Consider the following 21,438-nt stretch of genomic DNA (forward strand, 5'->3'; position numbering starts at 1 on the left):
GGAAGTCTTCGATCCTTTTGCCCATGGGGGATTCCCTCGATACATGGCTAAGATAAAGCGCTCCATTTTCATCATTGTTCTGGGGGGGATTGTTGCCACGGCCATCGCCATGGTCTCTCTGGGGGGCATTGACCCAGGGTGGTTGCAGACTACCCTAGACCGGGCAGGCATTTGGGGACCGCTGATCTATATTGGAATTTACACAGTGGCGACGGTGTTGGTGCTGCCGTCAACGGTGTTAAACCTGGCGGGGGGTGCCCTGTTTGGCCCTTGGCTCGGGTCGTTGTGGACCACGATTGGAGCCCTAGTGGCTGCCATTGTCGCCTTTGGGTTTACCCGCACCATTGGTCGGGAGCTAGTGGCTAAGCGGTTGGCGGGTCATTGGCAAACCCTCGATGCGGAAATTCGCCAGGGCGGCATGGTGTATATCTTCTCCATTCGCCTGTTGCCGGTGATTCCCTATGGACTGGTCAATTTTGCCGCCGGTCTTACGGCCATTAGTTGGAAAGACTATGTGGTGGGGACCGCCCTGGGCACACTCCCAGGGGTATTACCTTTTGTGCTGTTGGGTAGTTCTGGCCTCACCCTGTCCCAAACGGGGGACCTGCTGCCTCTGGTGGTGGCCTTGACCTTAATTGGTCTGTTGGTGGGTGGGGCCACCTGGTATCGACGGCGGCACTCTCTGCCAGACAGCCTGCCTGACAGCCTGTCTGACGGCCTACCTATCCCCCCAGACCGCGACGAAAACCGCATCCCTTGAAGGAGATTTCCTGTGTTACCACCTCCCAATGCTACTAGCCCCATGGGCACACCGCCAAAGCCCTTTGCCTCGATGCGGCTGGAATGGATATTGTTGGCGGCGGTTGCGATCGCAGGTTTCATCCGCATGCTCTACATCGGCGTAAGAGAGCTATGGTACGACGAAGTCTTGTCCCTATTACTATCCACCACTCTCCGCACCGGCTATGTGGATCCCCCCGACACCCCCATTGCTCTAGCCAGCTACGGTGCGCTGTTACAGCTGCCCCCCTTCAGCGGCGTCACCGACTTTATCGCCGCCATCAAACCTTTGCTCCAGGGCCTGGTGGGTCGAGAACCCCATCCCCCCCTGTTCTTCCTTTCCCAATACCTGTGGTTACTCCTCACTGGTAACCAGGAAATCTCCTTGCGCAGCCTAAACCTGTTGCTCAGCCTCGGGGCCATCCTCGGAGCCTATGGCATGGGCAAGGCCCTCTTCCACCATCGGGGCGGACTTTTATTAGCTGCCCTATTGGGCCTAAATCCCTTCTTCTGGTTTCATTCCCTCAACATGCGCATGTATTGTCCAACTGTTTTGTGGGTCACCCTGGGGGGGTGGGCCGTATTACAGCTATGCTATCAGCGTCCGTCTCGCCCCATGCGACTGCTGTGGTATCTGCTCTTAACCCTCGCCATCACAGGGGGGATATTAACCTACTATCTCTCTGCCCTATGGTTTTTTGCCCTCGGGGGCGTGATTTTAATCAAAGACCGCAAGCACTGGTGGCACTATGGCCTCTTGGCCCTCGGGGCCGCCGGATTAGCCGCCCCCTGGTTTTATTGGGGACTGCCCCAACAGCTCAGAAATGTTGATCTAAAACGCTTCGCAACCGACAAGAGTTTCCTAGAAACCATCCCCCACCATATCCAAGGTGTACTGGAAGTATTAGGCATTCAGCTACTGGTGGGAGATTGGGCAACCAGCCTCCCACCAGGGATTGTGTTGGCCATAGGAGCATTGGTGTTCCTGGGGCTAGCTGCTATCATCTGGCATCTGGGATGTTTGTTGCGCCAAGAGTCTCCTGCACTGCTAGTAACGGTTCTAGTGTTGGCGTGTTTACCCCTGTTGTTAATGCTGGCTTACGATATCTTTTCAGGTAAGTCCACCCTAGCCTGGGGCTTTGGCCGCAGTGCAGTTTTTATCTTGCCGGGGCTGTTGTTATTGGTCACCGCCTGGGTGATGAACCTATCTATCACCTGGCAGAAGCCCATGGTACTAGCCATATTGTTACTGTACCTTGGGTTGAATATGGCCGATATGGCTGGCCGCAATCGCCAGATGTTCCACCAGATTGCAGCGGCCAGTGCCGCGTCAGATTCCACCCTAATTGCCATGAACTCCAAAGCCTGGGGCCATGTGCTGCGGCTGGTGTATTACTTGCCCCAGGATACTCCGGTAAAGTTGTTGGCAACAAACCCGACCATGTTACCAAAAGCATTGGAGACTCTATTGTCTGATCCGAGTGAATCCTATGATCAGGTGCTGTGGTTAGAGGCGGAAAGGCCAGTTTGGAAAGCTCCAACGGAGTCTGAGGCAAAGACAATTCGGGATGATGTTGAGCGGCTTTTAACTGCCCAGTATGGGTCGGTGGAGCAGCGTCAATTGGTAGGCACCATGGATTTGGATCGATTTAGGTTAGGTATTTATCAGAAAGGGGCGTAGCAGCTGGATTTTGAAAGGGTTATGGTCAACCCTAAACATCTTCTAACATCGAAAGCTGTTCTCCCTGTTGTCGTTCATAGAACACTTCTTCCACATCACCCCGCCGAAATAACGGTTGCTGCTGGCGCTTCGACAACCGATGTTCCAAACCAGCTTTAATCAACAGATCCAACACATCCTTCTTCCGCTGGCCAAACATTGTCGCCGCATCCTGGAGACGAATCCACTGCTGACGGAACAGGTCCAAAATTTTCTCCTCCGGCTCTTGCTGAATGCGGGTCAGCAGAAGCTTAGCCAAAAGCCAGCAAGCCTTAGTATCCGCCTCCGCCCGGTGGGACACCCCCACATCAAAGTTAAAATGCTTCACCAGGTTAGGCAAACTGCGGGACGGCAGATCCGCCAACATTAACCGGGACAGCAGCACCGTACAAAACCGATGGCTGGGGGGACGATAGTAATGCACATCCAGCCGCTTATACTCAGACTGAAGAAAGCCGTAGTCAAAATCCAGGTTGTGGGCCGTGAGGATATCTTGACGTAGCAGGGGTTCATAGTCGGCCCAAATATCCTCAGGGTAGGGGGCCTGACTCACCATGGCGGTGGTAATACCCGTGATTTTAGTAATGAAGGGGGGGACCTTACCCATGGGGTTCAGCAGGGAGGTTTTTTGCTGCAAAATACCCTCAGCCAGGTTGGCCTTGATGACGGAAACCTCTATGACGCTTGACTTATAGGCGATGGAACCGGTAGTTTCAACATCCACAACGGTGAGGGTAGACTCGCTCACCCGCTGGTAAAAGGCCAGCAGCTGTTTAGATAAAAGGGAAGATTGGCCCTGATATTTTTTCCCCGGTGGGTTGTGGACAGTGGCCATGGTGGGTGGCAAGGACAGCGTCGTTATTGTAGCGCTTGGCGTTCAGCAAATTCGCGTTAGGCAATACTCTTCACTTGATACAGCGCTTCAATCGGTATCTGTAAACCAATGCTGTGGAACGTGACTTGGAATTTATCACCTTGGTCAAGAGCTGCCGTAGTGGGAAACAAGGGTGCCAAAAAATTAGGGGCACCCCCAAGGGATGCCCCTACATTGCGATCATTTAACCAACATATTGCCCAATCCTGGCATCCCCCAAGGGGATGCTTCTACATGGTGCGAACAGACGCCTTCCCATCAATCACTTCGCCGATGAGCACTTCATCCACCACACCTACAAACAACCCATTCTCCAGCACCCCTGGAATGTTGTTAATAGTCTTCTCCAGCTCAGCTGGATCATCAATCCCCGCCATGGTCACATCCAGCACCATGTTCCCCTGATCTGTAATCACCGGACCATCCTTCTTAATCCCCATGCGCAGCTCAGGTTTTCCGCCCAACGCCTCAAGGGCACGGGTCACCGGAGTCACCGCCATGGGCAGCACTTCCACCGGCAACGCAAAGGTAGACCCCAGCTTATCCACCAGCTTGGAGCTATCCACCACCACAATAAAGCGCGCAGCCAAACTATCTACCACCTTCTCGCGAGTGTGGGCCGCACCACCACCCTTAATCAAATTCTGCTGAGGATCCACTTCATCCGCACCATCAATGGCAATGTCAATGCGGGGCGCTTCATCCAGTGTGGTTAGCGGAATACCATGTTTTTTCGCCAATACAGACGCCTGAAATGACGTGGGAATTCCCACAACGTCAGTAATTTCGCCAGCGGCCAACCGCTCGCCAATAAACTGAATCGCAAAAGCTGTGGTGGAACCCGTGCCCAGACCCACAATCGAGCCAGACTTTACCTGGGCGGCGGCGGCGCGACCCACTTCCTGCTTCATTAACTTAACCGGGTCCATATCTGCCATGGTGTGGATAACTCCTCTAATCGTCTTATATAAAGCAGCATTGCTGAGACCTGCCTAAACCAGCCTGAAAAGGATCAACCCCGATCTCAAGCAATAGCTTATGGCTCCATCAGCAACAGCTCATCTTCGGTATCTAGCATGACGGATATCGGGTCAGCTGCATAGATAACAGGGTGAACAAATACGGTCATTGTCCATTGAGAGGATAAATCGATCTGACCAAAGAACCATAATTCGTTGGCGTTCTCTATTCCCTCTGGGAAGGCTATGCCAACGACTCCGCTCAGCTAACACCTACCATAGTCCAGGATCTTTTAGATGCATTTATCCGGATAATGATCATTGTCAAAGTAAACTACAAACTTGGTTGATAAATGTCAGTAAGTGCCTAGAATTATGGCAATTTAATTATCATTAAAAAACTCAGGGATGCTCGCTGTTTATAGGATTTACGCCTTTGAATTCTAGAATTAAGTAGAACAGACGTGCTTGAATATGGCCCTTCAGGGTACGTCCGTTAGGCGTCAGATTCGCTTCCATATAGTTAGCATTTAGTTAAATAATCGTAGTTCGAACGACCTACATTCACCCCTAGATGCGCCGACACAATTAGGTAGCACCATGATTTTTTTACTTGATTCCCTAACCCTTCCCCGTCGATTACTACGCTGGGTTTTAGCTCCCTTGGCCTGCTTGCTCGTCGTCGTTCCCACCTATGCCATGCCTCAGGAACTCACCCTGAGTCAAAAAGTTGTCATTATGGAACAGAGGCTGGAAGCAGACTACGAAACCTATTTTGGTGAAGACCTGGCTGAGGTGACCCAAACTTCTGAAGAAATGGCAGCAACCTTGGCTCGTCTGAGTGAAGAAACTGGCACGACCCCCGCAATTTTATGGGCCATTCCCCGCTCGGACCATCTGCACTTAGTATTGCTGACCCCCAATGGTGAGCCCATTGTCCGGGACCTGTATGATGTGCCAAAGGACCTGTTAGAGAAAACCACCGAACAGTTTCATCGCCACATTAGCCGTCCCTCGAATAACGCCTATATGCCTGCCGCTCGCCAGCTGCACGATTGGCTGATTGCCCCCTATGAAGACGAGTTTCTAAAACCGGCCGGGATTGACACCCTCCTGGTCTGTGCCGGTGATGGTCTCAGGGGTCTGGCCCTACCCGCCCTCCATGACGGTGAGCAGTTTTTGGTGGAAAAATATAGCCTAACCAGCATTCCAGCTTTTAACTTGATCGATGCCAACTATGAGGCCATTGAGCTAAGTAAATTGCTAGCCGTGGGGGCTTCTGAGTTTACGGATCTGGCTCCCTTGCCTGCGGTCCCGGTGGAGCTGTCGAATATTGCTTGGCAGTTGAGAACCGCTGAGGAGACGGACCGCGATTGGGAAGGTCGCTCTCTGCTTAACCAAACCTTTACCTTAGAAAATTTCAATGCCCTCCTAGGTCGCCAGTCCTATGACATCGTGCATTTGGCCACCCATGCCGAGTTCAAACCCGGTAGGCCAGACAATTCCTACATTCAGTTCTGGGACCAGCGGCTTACCCTGGCAGAGATGCATACGCTCGATTGGCAACTGCCGAACCTGGAGCTACTGGTGCTGAGTGCCTGTGAAACAGCCGTGGGAGACAGCAATGCCGAACTCGGTTTTGCTGGATTGGCCTTGAGGGCGGGGGTTAAATCCGCCGTGGCCAGTCTATGGGATGTGAGTGATGGGGGCACCCTGGCCCTGATGAGCGAGTTTTATCACCAGCTGCCCCAAACTACCACCAAGGCTGCAGCTCTCCGCCAGGCCCAGCTAAATCTGCTCAGAGATGATACCCAGGCCATTGATCTCAGTCAATGGCAAAAGTCAGTTGGCACTGATCTGGGCGCCCAGATTGGCACCGATATTGACTCCCTATCCCATCCCTTCTACTGGGCCGGATTTACCCTGCTCAGTAGCCCATGGTAATTTTGGCAGTGCCCTAGGGCTCAATTCCTCACCTTGGGGCAGGCCGGGGCCGCACTGGTCACCGCACAGTCCTGGAGACAGGGCTGTCGGTAAGCATCTTCTGTTTCCAAGGGCGGGGGCACCTGGCCAAACACCATGTCGCAGCTGAGATCTTCAAAGTTGGGCGTCATGGTCAGGGGAATGCCAAACTTTTCTGTAAAAAACTCCTGGGTGGGAAGTTTGCACATGTTGATGCACATGCCTACACAGCCACTTTGTTCTAAGTAGCGACACTTTTTAATGTGGACATTACTCTTCTGCTGGCGGGTTTCCCCAGTGGAGGTGGTGATTTCAGTGGACTGTACTTCACAGGGGCCCACCAGCCATTCAAATAGCTGGCTGGCAAACCAGGCGTTGAGTTCACACACCAGCTGGGTGGGAGAGAAAAACGTGCGGATGCCCCACAGGACAGGGGCTGGCACCAGGGATTGTAAAACGACGGCCACCAGCTGTTGCTGTTGTTGGGAGTTGCGCCCTCGCATAATCTTTTCTGAGAGTTCCACAAAGCCGTCATAGCCAGGTCGGTTGCTGCGTTCGCCGACGGCATGGGACATTTTGGAGGCAAACAGACGGATAAATAGCTGGTCAAAAAAGGAATCGTGATAGGTCGTTTTTTCCACCGTTGGCAGTTGAGGATCGGATAGGTGTGTCTAGTAGTAAGCCTAATATAAACCCTGGTCATAATGAGTTTTTGCCCTGATCTGTCGATGTGGCAACCGATGGGGCAACCTCTACCACTGGGCCAACATCGACAGATGGGGCCCCTGGATTATTGACCACGAGGTACTTCACCCCCAGGTAAATGACCACCATGGCCAGCCATAGGGTGGATGTAAGCTGACGCATCTGATTGGCCTGCCATAGGGTAATCAGACCGAGGGCAATGCCATTGGCCAGCAAGACGGGCCAGCGGGCTTGAAAGGGAAACGGTCTAATGGGTTCTGGGCTCTGGGGATAGAGTTGACTTTGGGCGGTGGTGTTGAAAAATAGCTGACTGATGAGAAATATCACCATGCCTAGGGCCAGGTTTTGCCAGACTAGGTAAAACCCCACCAGCTCAATCACGATGGTGATTAAGGTAATGCTATAGAACTTCACCACCCGGCGGTCCGCCAGGGAAAGTTGATGGACATGGTCTAAATCAACCCAGGCCATACGTCCCTGGTCGATGCACACCAGGATCAGGGCGATCGCAACCCTGGCACTCCCCGTCAGGTTGGCCGTTGGAAACAGCAGATAGTGCCAACCGATGCCCCCAGCGGCTAGCCCAAACAGGGCCATGATCGCTCGGGTGGGCCAGGGTCCTAGAGCAGTGTGCATTGCCCTTGGTGACGTAGGAGATGATCGCACAGTACCAGGGCCATCATGGCCTCCACCATGGGTACCGCTCTGGGCAACACGCAGGGGTCATGGCGGCCACGTCCGGACAGGGTGGTTTCATTGCCCTGCTGGTCTACGGTTTTTTGTTCTTTGAGGATGGTGGCGGTGGGTTTAAAGGCCACCCGGATAATAATATTCTCGCCGTTGGAGATGCCCCCCTGGGTGCCGCCGGAACGGTTGGTGCGGGTGCGGATGTTGCCGCTTTCGTCGGTGTAAAACTCGTCGTTGTGCTGGCTGCCGGTGAGGAAGGTACCGGCAAAGCCGGAGCCCAGTTCAAAGCCCTTACTGGCGGGTAAGGACATCATGCCCTTGGCCAGGTCGGCTTCTAGTTTATCAAACACGGGGGAGCCTAATCCTTTGGGTACTTTGCGGGCTACGCATTCCACCACACCGCCAATGGAGTCGCCATCTTTGCGCACCTGGTCGATGCGGGCGATCATTTCGTCGGCAAAGTCGGGGTTGGGACACCGGACGATGGTGCTTTCTACCTGTTCCAGGGTGACGCTATCGGGGTCGATGGGGGCTTCCATGTCCTGGATGCGTTTGACGTAGCCAATGATTTCAACACCGGCGACCTGGTGGAGGATTTTTTTTGCGATCGCACCCGCCGCTACCCGACCAATGGTTTCCCGCGCCGAGGACCGGCCACCGCCCTGGTAGTTGCGAATGCCATACTTCGCATCGTAGGTGGCATCCGCATGGGAAGGTCGATACTTGGTGGCCATTTCCCCATAGTCTTGGGGCCGCTGATCCTGATTGCGCACCAGAATCGTAATGGGTGTTCCCAGGGTCTTACCCTGGAATACCCCCGATACAATTTCGCAGGTATCCGTTTCCTTGCGCGGCGTCGTAATCTTGCTCTGCCCCGGTCGCCGTCGGTCCAAATCCACCTGGATCTCCTCAGCAGAAATATCTAATTGCGGTGGACATCCATCAATCACAACACCAACACCACCGCCGTGGGATTCGCCAAACGTAGTAATGCGGAATAAGTGGCCGAAGGTATTGCCCATAGGTTTTGCGTAAGGGTGGTGGAGAGCTTTCCAATCCTACCGTAGGACGTGGGCAAAGGGGAGCGGAGGGAGTAGGGACAGGGGGCAGGGGAGCCATAAACCCACAAAAGCCTTCTGGCGTGAAACACCCAGAAGGCTTTTGTGCTTAATCTAATTCACTGATATCAAAGAGTGATGCAGGTGCGCTGGGGCATATGCCTAATAGCTCCCTTGCCCCCTAACCCGGGGACAAAGCCCAAAATTAACGCAATCGCCAATAATCCACCACATTCATATCGTGGGTCATTTTCATGTGGTTGCGGGGGTTAACGGCCTCGCCCCTGTAGTAAATGCCGTAATGCAGATGGGGGCCGGAGGAACGACCGGTGTTACCTAAGTAACCAATCACATCGCCGCGCTTGACCTTGACTCCAGACTCCACAGCCAGCTTTGACATGTGGGCGTATAGAGTTTCATAGCCATAACCATGCTTGATAGTGACGGAGTTGCCATAACCACCGTAATATTCGGCACGGTCCACTAAACCATCGGCGGTAGCAAAAATTGGTGACCCGTAGGGACCGGCAAAATCAGTACCTTCGTGGGTCTCATAGGCGTAGCCCCCAAACGGGTTGCGCCTGATGCCAAACTCTGACGAAATATCCAGAGGTCCCCCAACGGGTAATCCATCCGGATAAGCCGCAACCTCTGCTTCCTCAGCGGCCAAGGTTTGCTCTAGGGCGGGCTTAATACTGGCGTCTACCACTTCACTTAACTGGGGTAGTTTGGTCTTGGCCTTTTCATATAGCTCCAGACCGCTGGCCACCACCGCCTCACCACCCTGGGGAACATTGTTATCTAGATCAACATTTTGCTGATCCTGGTTATCCGGCAAACCAGCCCGTTCCTTTAGATTCTCAATTTCTGAATCGAGGGTATTGAGTTCGGTGAGGACTTCATGGGCCTGATCCGTTAGCTGACGGTTTTCATCGGCCAGTTGAACATTACTCTGAAACAGGGAGAAGATGACTGCCCCTAGCCAACCCAGCGGTACACCGAGAAGAACAACCGCAGCGATTACTCCAGCAAGGGGGCTAAAAGTAACGGTGACCGGGGTTTGGCCAGAACGCGTAACTAGAACTGTGTAACTTTTCAGCAATCGCCGACGCATAGACACCAAGCTTAAGCGCTTAACCCAATCAACATCAGCTATTTAACCAATGTCGTGGGACGCTAACCCAATCCGTATATTAGACAGCCTGATTATACGGGGATCACATCGAACAAATGAGAAATAATTTGAAGAAACGTATAAAGTTCGCCAAAAACATAAGTAAAACTTAATTGTTAATCGTATGAACATAACTTTATTTGTCCGGACTAACGTTCATTGTCTTGGGGAATCCGGGCACCCTAAAGTTTTTTGCGATACCGTAAGTACTCAGTCACAATGTCAAGGGTTACTAGTATTTTTACGGATAAATGTCAGACACCATCACTTGGTTGGACGTAAACAGTTGGCAATTTAACCTGGCCGGACGCTGCATTTTGGTAGATCCATGGCTGGTGGGGGACTTGGTGTTTGGCAATGCTAGCTGGCTCATTCGCGGTATTAGACCCCAGCCCGTAGCCATTCCCCCCCAGATCGACCTGTTGCTCCTCTCCCAGGGCTTAGCGGACCATGCCAACCCAGCAACCTTGGAGAGCTTGGACAAATCCATTCCCGTGGTTGCTTCAGCCGCTGGGGCCAAGGTTGCCACGGACAAAGGATTCACTGACGTTACCCAGCTAGTACCGGGTCAGAGCCATCGGCTCGGGGACGACCTGCTCATCGAAGCCTTGCCAGGGGCTCCCGTTGGTCCCCTCGCCAAGGAGAATGCTTACATTGTGACGGTGTTAACTACGGGCCTAAGGCTCTACTATGAACCCCACGGCTATCCCGACAGCGACCTAGCTAGTCGTCCTCCGGTGGATGTGGCGATTACCCCCTGCGTCAGTCTGGTGTTGCCGGTTCTCGGTCCTGTCATTCGTGGTGGTGAGGGCGCGTTAGAACTGGCCCAAAAGTCTAAGCCCCAATGGCTGTTACCCACCGCCGATGGTGGAGATGTCACCTATGACGGCCTGATTGCTAAATTCTTGACCGCCACGGGAGGCGTGGATGCGGTGCGATCGCAACTAACCCAAGCCAACCTCCCCACCCAAGTCAAAACCCTCCGCCCCATGGAAACCCTCACCCTGGACCTACAACCCCAAACCATTCCCACTTAAACAACTCCCCCTTTCTCTCTCTTCCCCCCCTGCCTCTTAAATCCCCGTCTCTCCTTCTCTTTACCCATCTCCTGTCTCCCCTTCCCCCTTTCTCCCTTTCCCTCCTGCTCCCTGCATGCCCATCACCATCAAATTTCAAAAACTCACCCCCACCGCCATCATCCCCACCTACGCCCACCCCGGCGATGCCGGAGCCGATCTAGTCGCCATCAACCATCACAGCTTGGCCCCCATGCAGCGACTAGCCATCCCCACGGGCTTGTCCACCGAAATTCCCCCAGGCTACGAAATGCAAGTCCGGCCCAAAAGCAGTCTGGCTCTCAATTACGGAATTACCGTTCTCAACACCCCCGGCACCATTGATGCAGGCTATCGCGGTGAGATTAAAGTAATTTTGATCAATTTAGGCCAAGAGCCATTTGAAATCGCCCCAGGACAGCGCATCGCCCAGATCGTTATCGCCCCCGTGACGTGGGCAGAATTTGTCACCACCGAACAGCTCAGTGAGTCCCAGCGGGGAACAGGTGGCTTTGGCTCTACCGGAAAAACCTATTAAAAGTCATCTTAAAAATCATCCAACACATCTGGATCAATGTCCCCATCCTCAAGGATGTCGGATATCGAAGCTGGGTTGGTATCCTGAGTAGTCGCCGCAGCATCCGCTGAACTAGGTTTAGGGGGGGTGATTTTGTCCACTATCGCCTCAGGAGACATCGGTGCAGTCCCCTGGGCTCCATAACCGTTGGCCCCTGGGCCATGGCCTGCCAAAGGGGCAGGACTTCCCCCCAAGGATTCACTTAGCTTTGGGCCATAAGCTTCCCCCGCGAGAAAATGTCGCCGGATTTGAAAGATTCGAAACTCCAGCTCATCGATGGCATTGCGGGCCAGCACCTGGGCCTCTTCCTTAGATACCTGATCTTCATAGGCCCAGGGTAGATAATAGGCCTTGAGCGCCCGGATCACCGACTCTCGCATATTCACCATTTTGTTATCCCGCAGGTGATTAACAATCCGGCCTTCAATCGTTTCAGGATCGGAACTAATGCTAAAGGAGACCCGCTTGCTGGTGGTGGGTGATTCTGGTTCTTGGGAACTTTTCTTTTTAACCATGACTCCTCCCAGCGGTGATCTTTTGGAACTTGAGTGCCAGCCACTTGGCTCCACCATAGCAGTCACTGAAGCGGAGCTGATCAATCTCTGAATCGATCTCCAAATTGGCCGCCACTTCGTTCTGTAAATCTTCTAACCAGTTGACGGTGCAAAATGTCGTTCTCTCTTCAAAGTACTCCTCTAACCGTTCCCGCAGTTGAATCGCTGTCCCACCACTAATGAGAACTTCATAGTTGGGGACACTGACCGAGGCTAACCATTCATTGAGGCGGTATTGCACCAGCTCCCAATAATAGGCCGTGGCTTTTTCGCGGCGTTCTGCCAAGGAGTAGCCTTTTTTAGGTCGATTGGGAAAGACGACACGGGCAGCGTTACTAATCAGGGCGTCGTAGAGAAATGGATCGTCAGAGTTGCAGGGCAGGTCTTGGGCCACGGCCTTGAGCAGCTGCTGATAGCCCAATCTCTCCGTGCTGCTAGGCTCCCCCTGGGGTGGTCGGCCCCCGTTAAAGAGCAAAAAGCTCAGATCGCGGTGGCCAAACATGAGCACGACAAAGGTTTTGTTGCCCCGTTCCTTTTGTTGCGATCGCTGCACCTTCCTCCACTGCACCAGCCCCGCCGCCTCGGGCAGCACCTTAACATTGCCAAAGTCCAGAAAAATATCCTTACCCCGATAGGTAAACATCTTATGCCCCAGGATCTCAGCAGTGAGGGCCCTATAGTCAGCCAGATACTCATTAAACGGCAGGGCAATCCCCACATCCAGCGTCAGCCGCTCCAGCTCATGCCGATGGGCAAACTCACCGATCACCCCCAGGGCACGAATATGGGCCAGGGCACTTTTAGGTAGGCTACTGGTGGCTTTATTGGGACGTCCCTGGGCATCAATTCCTAGGGCATAGGCGGGCGTTTCCGGATCGAGCTGCAGGTAACCGACCGATTCCAAGCCAGAACCCAATTGCTCCCCCTGGGCTTCAATGATCATCAGCTCAGAGGGGGGCATATCCGCCACCAAGGGAGGGCACTGGTAGGAGTAAAACCGTTCTCCGTCATTGAGAACCGCCTTTGTACCAGAGCTACCTAAATCGATAAAGCATTGATATTTAGCCATGGGGATATGGGCCGGGCCCTGCCAAGTAGTACTTTAGTACGTTTATTCTAGTGAATACAGTCTAATGCAGTGGGCATTAACCACATCATCGCAGAGGATACGTTTTGCAGATTGCCCTCCTATGGATACCCTCCTATATATAGGAGATGTATCCATATAGGAATCGTTAACGGCCAGGAAAACCGAGTGCCATACTAGCAGAAGTTTAGACTAAACACTATATGTAGCGTCCACACTAAACTAGAAGCAGCATTTCAACTGATTAGAATTGCTTGGCCCATGGAAGTATTCGTATATCACCGCCGGCACGGGCCACCTGTTTAGCAACAGTGTTATTACCTTCAAAGTTTTCGGTCAATACGGTTAGCCCCTGGGTCAGATCCACCTCAAGGGTATTTAAATCCACCGTTTCCTGCTAATCGGGTCCTAGTTCTGAGCTGGCCGTAATATCGCTTTCAGCTGTTAACAACAGGCGATAGTCAGTGCCGAGTAAACTCTGGGCATTCACGATCACTTGTCCGCCAAAACTTTTTTCCGCGTTGGCGGTGATGTCACTGTTTTCCAGAGCAATCAGGAACTTTGTGTCGATCAAAATGTTACCTTCACCCAGTGGTTTTTAACCGAGGATGAGAGTCCATTTTTTAGCGTGTTGTTGGATAGTGAGAATCGGGATATTGTTGATTTGAGATGGTTGATTTGAGTGGGATATAGAGTTCCTCTGCATCGTGTTTTGCTTAGGCCAAAGTTCTAACGGGTTTGTAGCGAAACGAAGTCGAGATTTTCGTTGAACTTAGCCCGGCAATCAACGATCTCCATCACTATACTGTTATTGCTATTTCGTGAACGTTTGCGATGTTTTGTGATTAATCTCATTGAGTCGTAACGAATACCCATACAACTTCAAGCTAGTCCGCCTTTTCCCTAGGATAGAATTTCAGGACTGTTAACGCGGAGAGGGTTTTTCATGAGTGCAGAATACGGTTTGGGGACAAAATGTTTACACGCAGGCCAAACTCCCGACCCCACCACCATGGCTCGTGCCGTGCCCGTCTACCGCACCACGGCCTATGCCTTTCGGGATACGGAGCACGCCGCTAACCTATTCGCCCTCAAAGAATTGGGCAATATTTATACGCGGTTGATGAACCCCACCCACGATGTTTTGGAAAAACGGGTGGCGGCATTAGAAGGGGGTGCGGCTGCCCTGGCGGTGGCTTCGGGTACGAGCGCCATTTTCTATAGTGTGATCAATATTTGCCAGGCGGGGGATGAAATTGTTTCTGCCAATACCCTGTATGGTGGCACCTACACCATGTTCAAAGATATCTTGCCCCAGTTTGGGATCAAGGTAAATTTGGTTGATCCTCGCGATCCTGAGAATTTTCGGGCGGCCATCACGGATAACACTAAGTTAGTGTTTTGTGAAACCGTGAGTAATCCGGGGTTGGAGGTGTCGGATTTGGCTGCGATCGCAACCATCGCCCACGACCATGGCATCCCCCTGGTGGTCGATAGCACCTTCACCACCCCCTATCTCATTCGCCCCATAGAGCATGGTGCCGACATCGTTGTGCATTCCCTAACTAAATGGATGGGGGGCCATGGCACTGGTATTGGCGGCATCATGGTTGACTCCGGCAAATTTGACTGGACCTCCGGCAAGTTCCCCCTGATGAGTGAGCCGGACGCCAGCTACCATGGCCTCCGATTTGCCCATGATCTGGGCCCCTTAGCCCCCATCGCCTATGCCCTGCGGATGCGCCTGGTGCCCTTGCGAAACCTGGGAGCCTGTATCTCCCCAGACAATGCTTGGATCTTTCTGCAAGGTATTGAAACCCTGCATTTACGCATGCAGCGCCATTGCGAAAATGCCATGGCGGTGGCCCAGTTCTTACAACAGCATCCAGCCGTAGAGTGGGTTCGTTACCCTGGCCTAGAAACCGATCAGGCCCACACCGTCGCCCAGCGCTATTTGAAAAAGGGCTTTGGAGCCATGGTGGTCTTTGGCATTAAGGGCGGGGCTGATGCCGGTAAGAAATTTATCGAACAGCTCGGGTTGTTCTCTCACCTGGCCAATGTGGGCGATGCTAAGAGCTTAGCCATTCACCCGTCATCCACCACCCATTCGCAACTGTCCGAGGCCGACTTAGCCAGTGCAGGGATTGCCCCTGAACTGATCCGTTTGGCCATCGGGATTGAAGATGTGGATGATATTATTGGTGACCTCAAACAGGCTTTAGTAGCTTAGTAGTTGAAGACCTCCAGGCCTTCTCCCACACCGGTTAAAAAAGAGCAATCCCCTAGGGGCAATCCCTAGGGGGTGTCCTGCAATATCGAGGACAGGTAACCAGAATTTCCAACTTTCTCTCACCCCTGATCTAATGACTATTGGCCCAGTCCAAACCCAGTTTTTTCACCTCAACCAACCCTTTCCCTTAGAGTCAGGAGAATCCTTTGACTCAATCACCCTAGCCTATGAAACCTATGGCACCCTCAACCGCGATGGCAGCAATGCCATTCTGGTGCTACATGCCCTCACTGGCAGTCAGCATGCCGCTGGCATCAACGAGTCAGTGGCTGGCGTCGGTTCACTTTGGACCGATGAATGTGTGGTCGGCTGGTGGGACACCTTTATTGGACCAGGTCTGGCACTGGATACGGAACAGTATTTTATTATCTGTGCCAATTATCTCGGGAGTTGCTATGGGTCTACCGGTCCCCGCTCCACCCATCCCCTGACCGGCAAACCCTACGGCAGCCAGTTTCCCCAGGTGAGTGCCTGGGATGTGGTCCGCAGTCAGCTCTGTTTGTTGGACTCCTTGGGTATTGATTGCCTGCACGCCGTCATTGGCGGGTCATTGGGGGGCATGCTATCGATGTTATTGGCCACCCGCTATCCCCAGCGAGTGAAGAAGGTATTGGCCATTGCCACGGGGTTGCAAACCACCGTGTTGCATCGCGTACATAACTTTGAGCAAATTCTAGCCATTTGGAACGATCCTAAGTTTCAAGGGGGCGATTATTACGAATCGGAAGCTCCTAAGGATGGATTATTATTAGCGCGGATTATCTCCCATAAGACCTTTGTGTCCCTATCGGTGATGGCAAAACGGGCTAAGCAAGAAATTATTGTCAAACAACCTATTGGACATTCCTACAAACTGTCTAACCCAATTGAATCCTACATGTTTTACCAGGGAAAGAAGTTTGCAGAGCGCTTTGATGCCAATAGCTATCTGCGGATTATGGACATTTGGCAGCGATTTAGTTTAAATACCCAGCAGCCTGACCTATTTAAAGACTGTGGCCATCAGGAGTATTTAATTTTTAGCGTTGATTCTGACGTTTGTTTTTACCCAGAAGAACAAACGGCCATTGTCCAAGCATTAGAAGTGGCCCAGATGAATGTGAAACATATTACGGTCCACTCGGATAAAGGCCATGACTCGTTTTTGTTGGAGCCCGATCTCTATGCGCCGTATATTCATTTTATCTTGGGATAAAAGAGAATGAGGTAAAGAGAGTCAGGAATCTAACCTTCCCAGTGTCAGAACCACGCTAGTATCCTGTGAATGGGTTCGACTAGACCCAGTCGGCAGGATTCTGTAAGCACGTTGGACAGGTTATGACAGGCGACAACCAGCTCAATCCCATTACCTACATTCCTGATTTATCGCCTTCGGCGGCGGTGCATCAAGATCATTTTATTGTGTGTGGCTTAGGTAGTTTGGGTCAGCAAATTATTGTCAATTTGACTAAGTTTAGTTTTGACTCATTTGAGGTCCACATTGCGGGCATCAATCGCCACCCGGTGACGGAATGGGAGGTGGATAATCTGTCCAATATGCTGAGTCAGCCGCCAATTATTGGGGACTGTTGTCGCGATCGCATCCTCCAAGAAGCGGGCATTGATCGCTGCCGCGCCGTAATCATTGTCACCAGCGATGAAAGTATCAATGTGCAAACGGCCATTGCCGTCCGCCGGTTAAACCCCAAGGTACACATCGTCGTGCGGTCATCACGCCAGGGCTTAAACCGGTTATTGAGTCGTCAGCTGGGACAGTTTGTCGCCCTAGACGCCACGGAACTACCCGCCATGACCTTTGCCCTGGCGGGTCTAGAGGACAACACCCGCAGCATCTTTAATATCGATACGCTGCAGTTTCGGGTGGTGGAGCGGCAAATCACCCAGCAGGACCCCCAGTATTGCAATCTGCCGGTACATCAGCTGCATCGGCAACATGTGCGCCTGCTCAACCTAAAACCCTTTAATAATCCCCATCAACCCATTGGCTGGGCGACAACAGCCTCGTCCATGTTCCACCGCTGGCAGCCCCATGTGCGGGTACAGGCGGGGGACCAGGTGGCCTATGTAGAGGTCAAAACCCTCAGCCATAGTCAGATTATCAACCAGCCTAAACGGGCCAATGCCTGGAGTAATCTGCTCCAGGGGATTGGCGATGTGATTGACGGTGAGTGGCGACGGCGGCTGCGGGCTTTTTGGCGCAGAGCAGAGCAGCAGTCATTGCGACGGATGATTGCGATCGCACTGGCCACCGCCCTCATCCTCTGGACCACCGGTACCCTACTGCTTGCCACATTCAGTACCGCTGAGATCAGCTTCACCAAGGCCATTGCGCTGGGGGCCATCCTCATCCTCGGCGGCTACGGCGATGTCTTCGGGGGCTTTGAAGAAAGTCAAGCCCCCGGTTGGGTGATGATCGTCTGTCTGCTCATTGCCACCACCAGTTTGCTCATGGTGATCGGCGTTCTGGGTTTACTGGCCGACCAGCTCATCAGTTCCCGCTTCGAATTTCTCCAGCGCCGCCCCAAAGTTCCCAAGGAAAACCATGTCATCGTGGTAGGTCTAGGCCGCGTCGGCAAACGGGTCACCCACATTTTGCAAGATCTACGTCAGCCCCTAGTAGCCATTACCCACCATCTAGACAATCCCGCCCTACGCAACCAAATTCCCCTGTTAGAAGGCCCCATGCTGCAACAGCTCCAGGAGGCCAACCTCTCCACCGCTCGCAGCGTCATTGCCGTTACCGACGACCCTGTCCTCAACCTAGAAGTCGCCCTTATCGCAGCAGAGACATTAGAAAGCCAAGACCGTCCCTTTACCCCCGTCATTCGTACTCTTAGCCAGCTGTTTAGCGACAATATCAAATCTTTTTTACCCCAGGCCCGCTCCTTTTCCGTCTATGCCCTATCGGCAGAAGCCTTTGCCGGAGCTGCCTTTGGTGAAAACATTCTGGGCCTATTTCGGCTTAACCAACAAACCATTTTAATTACGGAATACACCATCGAGCATGGTGATACCCTCAACGGTAAGCCCCTGGCCGAAATCGCCTATGGCTACGGAGTGGTGCCCATCTTGTTGCGCCAGTGCCAGCCCAATCGTCAATACCAGGACTATCCCATGCCCTCCGACGACTTGCGGGTACATATGCGGGACAAACTCTATGTACTCTCCTCCATCAATGGCCTGCGCCGCATTGAGCGAGGGGAAATGACCTCGCCCCGACAGTGGCTTTTGGAAGTGGAAGCCCCCCTCAATCCCAATATGGCGTCAGAGGCCGGGAACCTCCTAGCCAAGCTCTCCAATCTTGAGCTAGAGCACTGCCGTCGGCTGATGAAAACCCTGCCCAACTCCCTCCAACTAGCCCTCTACGACTATCAGGCCCATCGCCTGATGCAGGAGTTAAAACGGTTTGTGCCTATTCGCCTATCCCCCCTGAAATAAGCAACACAATCCATCTGGAGGGTGTGTATAGCCCCAGGGGCATTCAAGCAAAGGCGATAGCTCTAACGCACCGGTACTTTGTTGTTAAGCAGATCTCTTATTGTCATAATTAACTCGTTTGAACCACAGTTTAGTTCAGAGGAATTTGAATAATAAACTCCGTCCCCTCGCCTATTTTAGAAACACAATCCAATTGGCCACCGTGTTTCTCAACAATAATCTGATAACTAATGGACATACCGATACCTGTGCCTTTGCCCACTGGTTTTGTTGTATAGAACGGATTAAAAATCTTTTGTCGTACAGCTTCAGTCATGCCCAACCCATTATCCGCAATCACAATTTTTACCCAGCGGGAATTAACAATGGATGTGCTAACGTTAATACGGCCTGGGTCTGGTTCATTGTCAGTAGGTATTGGTAGGGAATAACGTTCTTGAATTGCATCAATGGCATTGGTGAAAATATTCATAAACACCTGATTTATTTGACCGGCAAAGCACTGAATTTTGGGCAACAGACCATAGTCTTTGCTGACATTAATAGCAGGGTATTTACCGTTAGCCCGTAGGCGATGTTGCAAAATCATCAAAGTGCTATCTAAGCCATCATGCACATCGGCTGCTTTATATTCTGCTTCATCTAACCGCGAGAAGGTGCGTAACCCTAGAACAATCTTGCTGATGCGATCGCTACCGAGCTGCATTGAGTTTAAAAGCTGAAACACATCTTGAATCACAAAGGGGATTTCTAAATCCTCCATCAAGGCCGTAATTTTAGGATCGGGGTCAGGATAAATCAGCTGATAAAGATTGAGCACCTCGATTAAGTTTTCTACATAGTCCCTGGCATAGCCAATATTGCCTGTAATAAAGCTAATGGGGTTATTAATCTCATGGGCAACGCCTGCCACTACCACCCCTAGGGCGGACATTTTTTCAGATTCCACCAGTTTCGATTGCATCAGTTTTAGATTTTCCAAGGTCGCTTGCAGCTCCTGGCTACGAGCTTCTGCCTCTGCCTGGGATTGTTCTAACCCTTGAATGGTGTGGCTAACTAGCTTGGATTGGATTTCATAGGAGTTTTCTAACTTCACTCGGTTGGATTCTGAGCGAGCGAGCTGCTTTTGCAACAGCCGATTCTGCTTTTCTAATTCCTGGACTTGCCGTTGCAGTTGCTCCAGATCCGGTTCCATGGTGGGTTACTCCACACCCAAAAGCAGGGTAACAAACGTTTCATTATGAAACTGGGCTTCACTATTGGGGCGGAGGGGGGCAATTTCCCCATAGGTATAAAAGCCTGCACAAGTAATGCCTGATAGCAGGTCATGCAACACCTGATACTCTTCCTGGGTCCTGGTGCCTAGGGTATGTAGCCGCCCCGTACAGGAGAAAAATAACGCCACTTTTGGCTGGGTGCCAGGATAATGTTCAAGGGCTTTTTGCATGGAGAGCTGGGCAGACTCGACAATTTCATCGCGGCTAGAGCGCACTACTTGAATATCTGACTGGGGCGGAATATCAGCAAAAAAGGTGATACTGCCTGAAGTTTCGTTATAGGCCCCATTGGACGATCGCATGTACCAACTTTCTTGATTGGGTTCAAAGACGGCCAGTCGATAGGCGGGGGAGGGGCGAATTTCACCTAAATAATCCTGATAAAATTCTAGGGCAGGTTGTCCATCGACTTCGTGGAGTACGTTGCCTTCACTTTTCGTCACTTTGCCTTTTTTGCCGATGGGGGTCCAGCCTGTAGATACGCCATGGCCCATCAACACCGGGCCGGATAGTAGCAGAATCGGTAGGGCATCGCTAAGGACATCTTGACCAAAAAATTGATAGGTTTGCTTAAACTGCCATTGATCACAGGTGGTGCCACCAATAATGGGCATGTCTGCGCCCAAGGCTTGTTTTAAACCTTGCAGCAGGGAAACACCACTGGTGGTGAGGCTTTCGGGAATAGTTATGCACAGACTAATGGGGTGTTGGGCCTGGGCCTGGGCGGTTTGAGCTGTTTTCTGGGCAATTGCCACAGGGTTGGAGGAGATCTGATGACCCACGGCGGTGTGGAATTTTATCTCGTCAGAATAGAGTAAGAGGAGGACTAACGAGTCCTGCTGAAACTCTAAAATAGAGGAGACTTCTCCATCCGTTGTGCCACCGATGAGTTGAATGGTGGGGAAGGTTTGATGAATCTGTTGCAGAATGTTGCCGTGGTCAAAGTCTAGGGCCGCTAGCAAAATCCCGGCTTGGGGGATGATGCCATCGAGGCTAGTTTGGCATTGGTGTAGGACTTCTGCGATCGCACTCTCCGTATCAGGATCATTACTATGGCCAACGACTGCTTTTAGCATTAATTCCCCATATTCTTTGGGCGTAACCGGTCTCGCGCTCTAACTCAAGCAAACAGGGGCCAATCGACTGCACCGAGTAGGTTTCGGTGTGGATAAAGGCGTTCAGTTTCATGCTGAATGCGAAAATGAGTAAACGCTTGCCAGGTCTGATTGAGAGCAACAGAG

The 21,438-nt window shown here is 52.1% G+C and carries 21 protein-coding genes; 8 read left to right on the top strand and 13 right to left on the bottom strand.

Going from position 1 to position 21,438, the window contains the following annotated elements:
• The first annotated feature begins 43 nt into the window (after positions 1 to 43).
• Together VB741_RS06525 and VB741_RS06530 are read left to right on the top strand one after the other, a co-directional pair.
• Positions 44 to 760, top strand: coding sequence for a TVP38/TMEM64 family protein (locus tag VB741_RS06525; RefSeq protein WP_323364346.1), 717 nt, complete (start codon positions 44 to 46; stop codon positions 758 to 760).
• A gap of 12 nt (positions 761 to 772) precedes the next feature.
• Positions 773 to 2,461 (top strand): glycosyltransferase family 39 protein, encoded by a 1,689-nt coding sequence (locus tag VB741_RS06530; protein WP_323364347.1) that lies wholly within the window; start codon positions 773 to 775, stop codon positions 2,459 to 2,461.
• Between the two features lie 31 nt (positions 2,462 to 2,492).
• On the opposite strand, the gene VB741_RS06535 is transcribed toward VB741_RS06530, so the two are convergent.
• Both VB741_RS06535 and rpiA read right to left on the bottom strand, forming a co-directional pair.
• Entirely contained in the window at positions 2,493 to 3,335 is an 843-nt protein-coding gene (locus VB741_RS06535) for a 3'-5' exonuclease (RefSeq protein WP_323364348.1), read from the bottom strand.
• A gap of 269 nt (positions 3,336 to 3,604) precedes the next feature.
• A complete protein-coding gene (gene rpiA, locus VB741_RS06540; RefSeq protein WP_323364349.1) occupies positions 3,605 to 4,312 on the bottom strand; it encodes a ribose-5-phosphate isomerase RpiA in 708 nt (235 codons plus the stop codon).
• Positions 4,313 to 4,933: 621 nt separating this feature from the next.
• Between rpiA and VB741_RS06545 the strand changes: the two genes are divergently transcribed.
• The gene (locus tag VB741_RS06545) at positions 4,934 to 6,277 is read left to right on the top strand and encodes a CHAT domain-containing protein (RefSeq protein ID WP_323364350.1); all 1,344 of its coding nucleotides are present in this window, start codon (positions 4,934 to 4,936) and stop codon (positions 6,275 to 6,277) included.
• A 20-nt stretch (positions 6,278 to 6,297) separates the two neighbouring features.
• Here VB741_RS06545 and VB741_RS06550 read toward each other — a convergent pair whose 3' ends face one another.
• From VB741_RS06550 to VB741_RS06565, 4 genes are all read right to left on the bottom strand, one after another.
• Entirely contained in the window at positions 6,298 to 6,945 is a 648-nt protein-coding gene (locus tag VB741_RS06550; protein WP_442786308.1) for a DUF4033 domain-containing protein, read from the bottom strand.
• A gap of 49 nt (positions 6,946 to 6,994) precedes the next feature.
• The gene (locus VB741_RS06555) at positions 6,995 to 7,636 is read right to left on the bottom strand and encodes a hypothetical protein (RefSeq protein WP_323364352.1); all 642 of its coding nucleotides are present in this window, start codon (positions 7,634 to 7,636) and stop codon (positions 6,995 to 6,997) included.
• A complete protein-coding gene (aroC, locus tag VB741_RS06560; protein WP_323364353.1) occupies positions 7,621 to 8,709 on the bottom strand; it encodes a chorismate synthase in 1,089 nt (362 codons plus the stop codon). Before aroC ends, VB741_RS06555 begins: the two co-directional genes overlap by 16 nt.
• Positions 8,710 to 8,950: 241 nt before the next feature.
• Complete coding sequence (locus VB741_RS06565) at positions 8,951 to 9,859, bottom strand: peptidoglycan DD-metalloendopeptidase family protein (protein WP_323364354.1); 909 nt, start codon at positions 9,857 to 9,859, stop codon at positions 8,951 to 8,953.
• Positions 9,860 to 10,170: 311 nt separating this feature from the next.
• On the opposite strand from VB741_RS06565, the gene VB741_RS06570 reads away from it, so the two are divergent.
• The gene (locus VB741_RS06570; protein WP_323364355.1) at positions 10,171 to 10,956 is read left to right on the top strand and encodes an MBL fold metallo-hydrolase; all 786 of its coding nucleotides are present in this window, start codon (positions 10,171 to 10,173) and stop codon (positions 10,954 to 10,956) included.
• A 121-nt stretch (positions 10,957 to 11,077) separates the two neighbouring features.
• On the top strand, positions 11,078 to 11,512 hold the full coding sequence (dut, locus tag VB741_RS06575; protein WP_442786309.1) for a dUTP diphosphatase: 435 nt from the start codon (positions 11,078 to 11,080) through the stop codon (positions 11,510 to 11,512).
• Positions 11,513 to 11,520: 8 nt separating this feature from the next.
• Here the strand turns inward: dut and VB741_RS06580 are convergent, their stop codons facing one another.
• The 4 genes from VB741_RS06580 to VB741_RS06595 all read right to left on the bottom strand — a co-directional run bounded on the left by VB741_RS06580 (position 11,521) and on the right by VB741_RS06595 (position 13,766).
• Entirely contained in the window at positions 11,521 to 12,066 is a 546-nt protein-coding gene (locus tag VB741_RS06580; protein ID WP_323364357.1) for a hypothetical protein, read from the bottom strand.
• A complete protein-coding gene (locus VB741_RS06585) occupies positions 12,059 to 13,174 on the bottom strand; it encodes a ParM/StbA family protein (RefSeq protein ID WP_323364358.1) in 1,116 nt (371 codons plus the stop codon). Before VB741_RS06585 ends, VB741_RS06580 begins: the two co-directional genes overlap by 8 nt.
• A gap of 262 nt (positions 13,175 to 13,436) precedes the next feature.
• Positions 13,437 to 13,580 carry a hypothetical protein gene (locus VB741_RS06590; RefSeq protein WP_323364359.1) on the bottom strand — a complete coding sequence of 48 codons (144 nt, stop codon included), beginning with the start codon at positions 13,578 to 13,580 and terminating at the stop codon, positions 13,437 to 13,439.
• A gap of 9 nt (positions 13,581 to 13,589) precedes the next feature.
• Positions 13,590 to 13,766 (bottom strand): hypothetical protein, encoded by a 177-nt coding sequence (locus tag VB741_RS06595; RefSeq protein ID WP_323364360.1) that lies wholly within the window; start codon positions 13,764 to 13,766, stop codon positions 13,590 to 13,592.
• Positions 13,767 to 14,138: 372 nt separating this feature from the next.
• Here VB741_RS06595 and VB741_RS06600 point away from each other — a divergent pair, with 372 nt between their 5' ends.
• The 3 genes from VB741_RS06600 (at position 14,139) to VB741_RS06610 (ending at position 18,920) form a co-directional block, all read left to right on the top strand.
• Complete coding sequence (locus tag VB741_RS06600) at positions 14,139 to 15,422, top strand: O-acetylhomoserine aminocarboxypropyltransferase/cysteine synthase family protein (protein WP_323364361.1); 1,284 nt, start codon at positions 14,139 to 14,141, stop codon at positions 15,420 to 15,422.
• A 133-nt stretch (positions 15,423 to 15,555) separates the two neighbouring features.
• Complete coding sequence (gene metX, locus VB741_RS06605; protein ID WP_323364362.1) at positions 15,556 to 16,677, top strand: homoserine O-acetyltransferase MetX; 1,122 nt, start codon at positions 15,556 to 15,558, stop codon at positions 16,675 to 16,677.
• Positions 16,678 to 16,799: 122 nt separating this feature from the next.
• A complete protein-coding gene (locus VB741_RS06610) occupies positions 16,800 to 18,920 on the top strand; it encodes an NAD-binding protein (RefSeq protein ID WP_323364363.1) in 2,121 nt (706 codons plus the stop codon).
• 130 nt (positions 18,921 to 19,050) lie between these two features.
• Here the strand turns inward: VB741_RS06610 and VB741_RS06615 are convergent, their stop codons facing one another.
• From VB741_RS06615 to VB741_RS06625, 3 genes are read right to left on the bottom strand one after another with little or no spacing between them, the layout of a single operon-like run.
• Positions 19,051 to 20,115: a sensor histidine kinase gene (locus VB741_RS06615; protein WP_323364364.1), complete on the bottom strand. Its 1,065-nt coding sequence runs from the start codon at positions 20,113 to 20,115 to the stop codon at positions 19,051 to 19,053.
• A 6-nt stretch (positions 20,116 to 20,121) separates the two neighbouring features.
• Positions 20,122 to 21,273, bottom strand: a complete 1,152-nt coding sequence (locus tag VB741_RS06620; protein WP_323364365.1) for an FIST signal transduction protein — start codon at positions 21,271 to 21,273, stop codon at positions 20,122 to 20,124.
• Positions 21,248 to 21,385, bottom strand: coding sequence for a hypothetical protein (locus VB741_RS06625; RefSeq protein ID WP_323364366.1), 138 nt, complete (start codon positions 21,383 to 21,385; stop codon positions 21,248 to 21,250). Before VB741_RS06625 ends, VB741_RS06620 begins: the two co-directional genes overlap by 26 nt.
• Positions 21,386 to 21,438 lie beyond the last annotated feature (53 nt).

This window comes from Leptothoe sp. PORK10 BA2 (genome assembly GCF_034932105.1).
GTDB lineage: Bacteria > Cyanobacteriota > Cyanobacteriia > Phormidesmidales > Phormidesmidaceae > Leptothoe.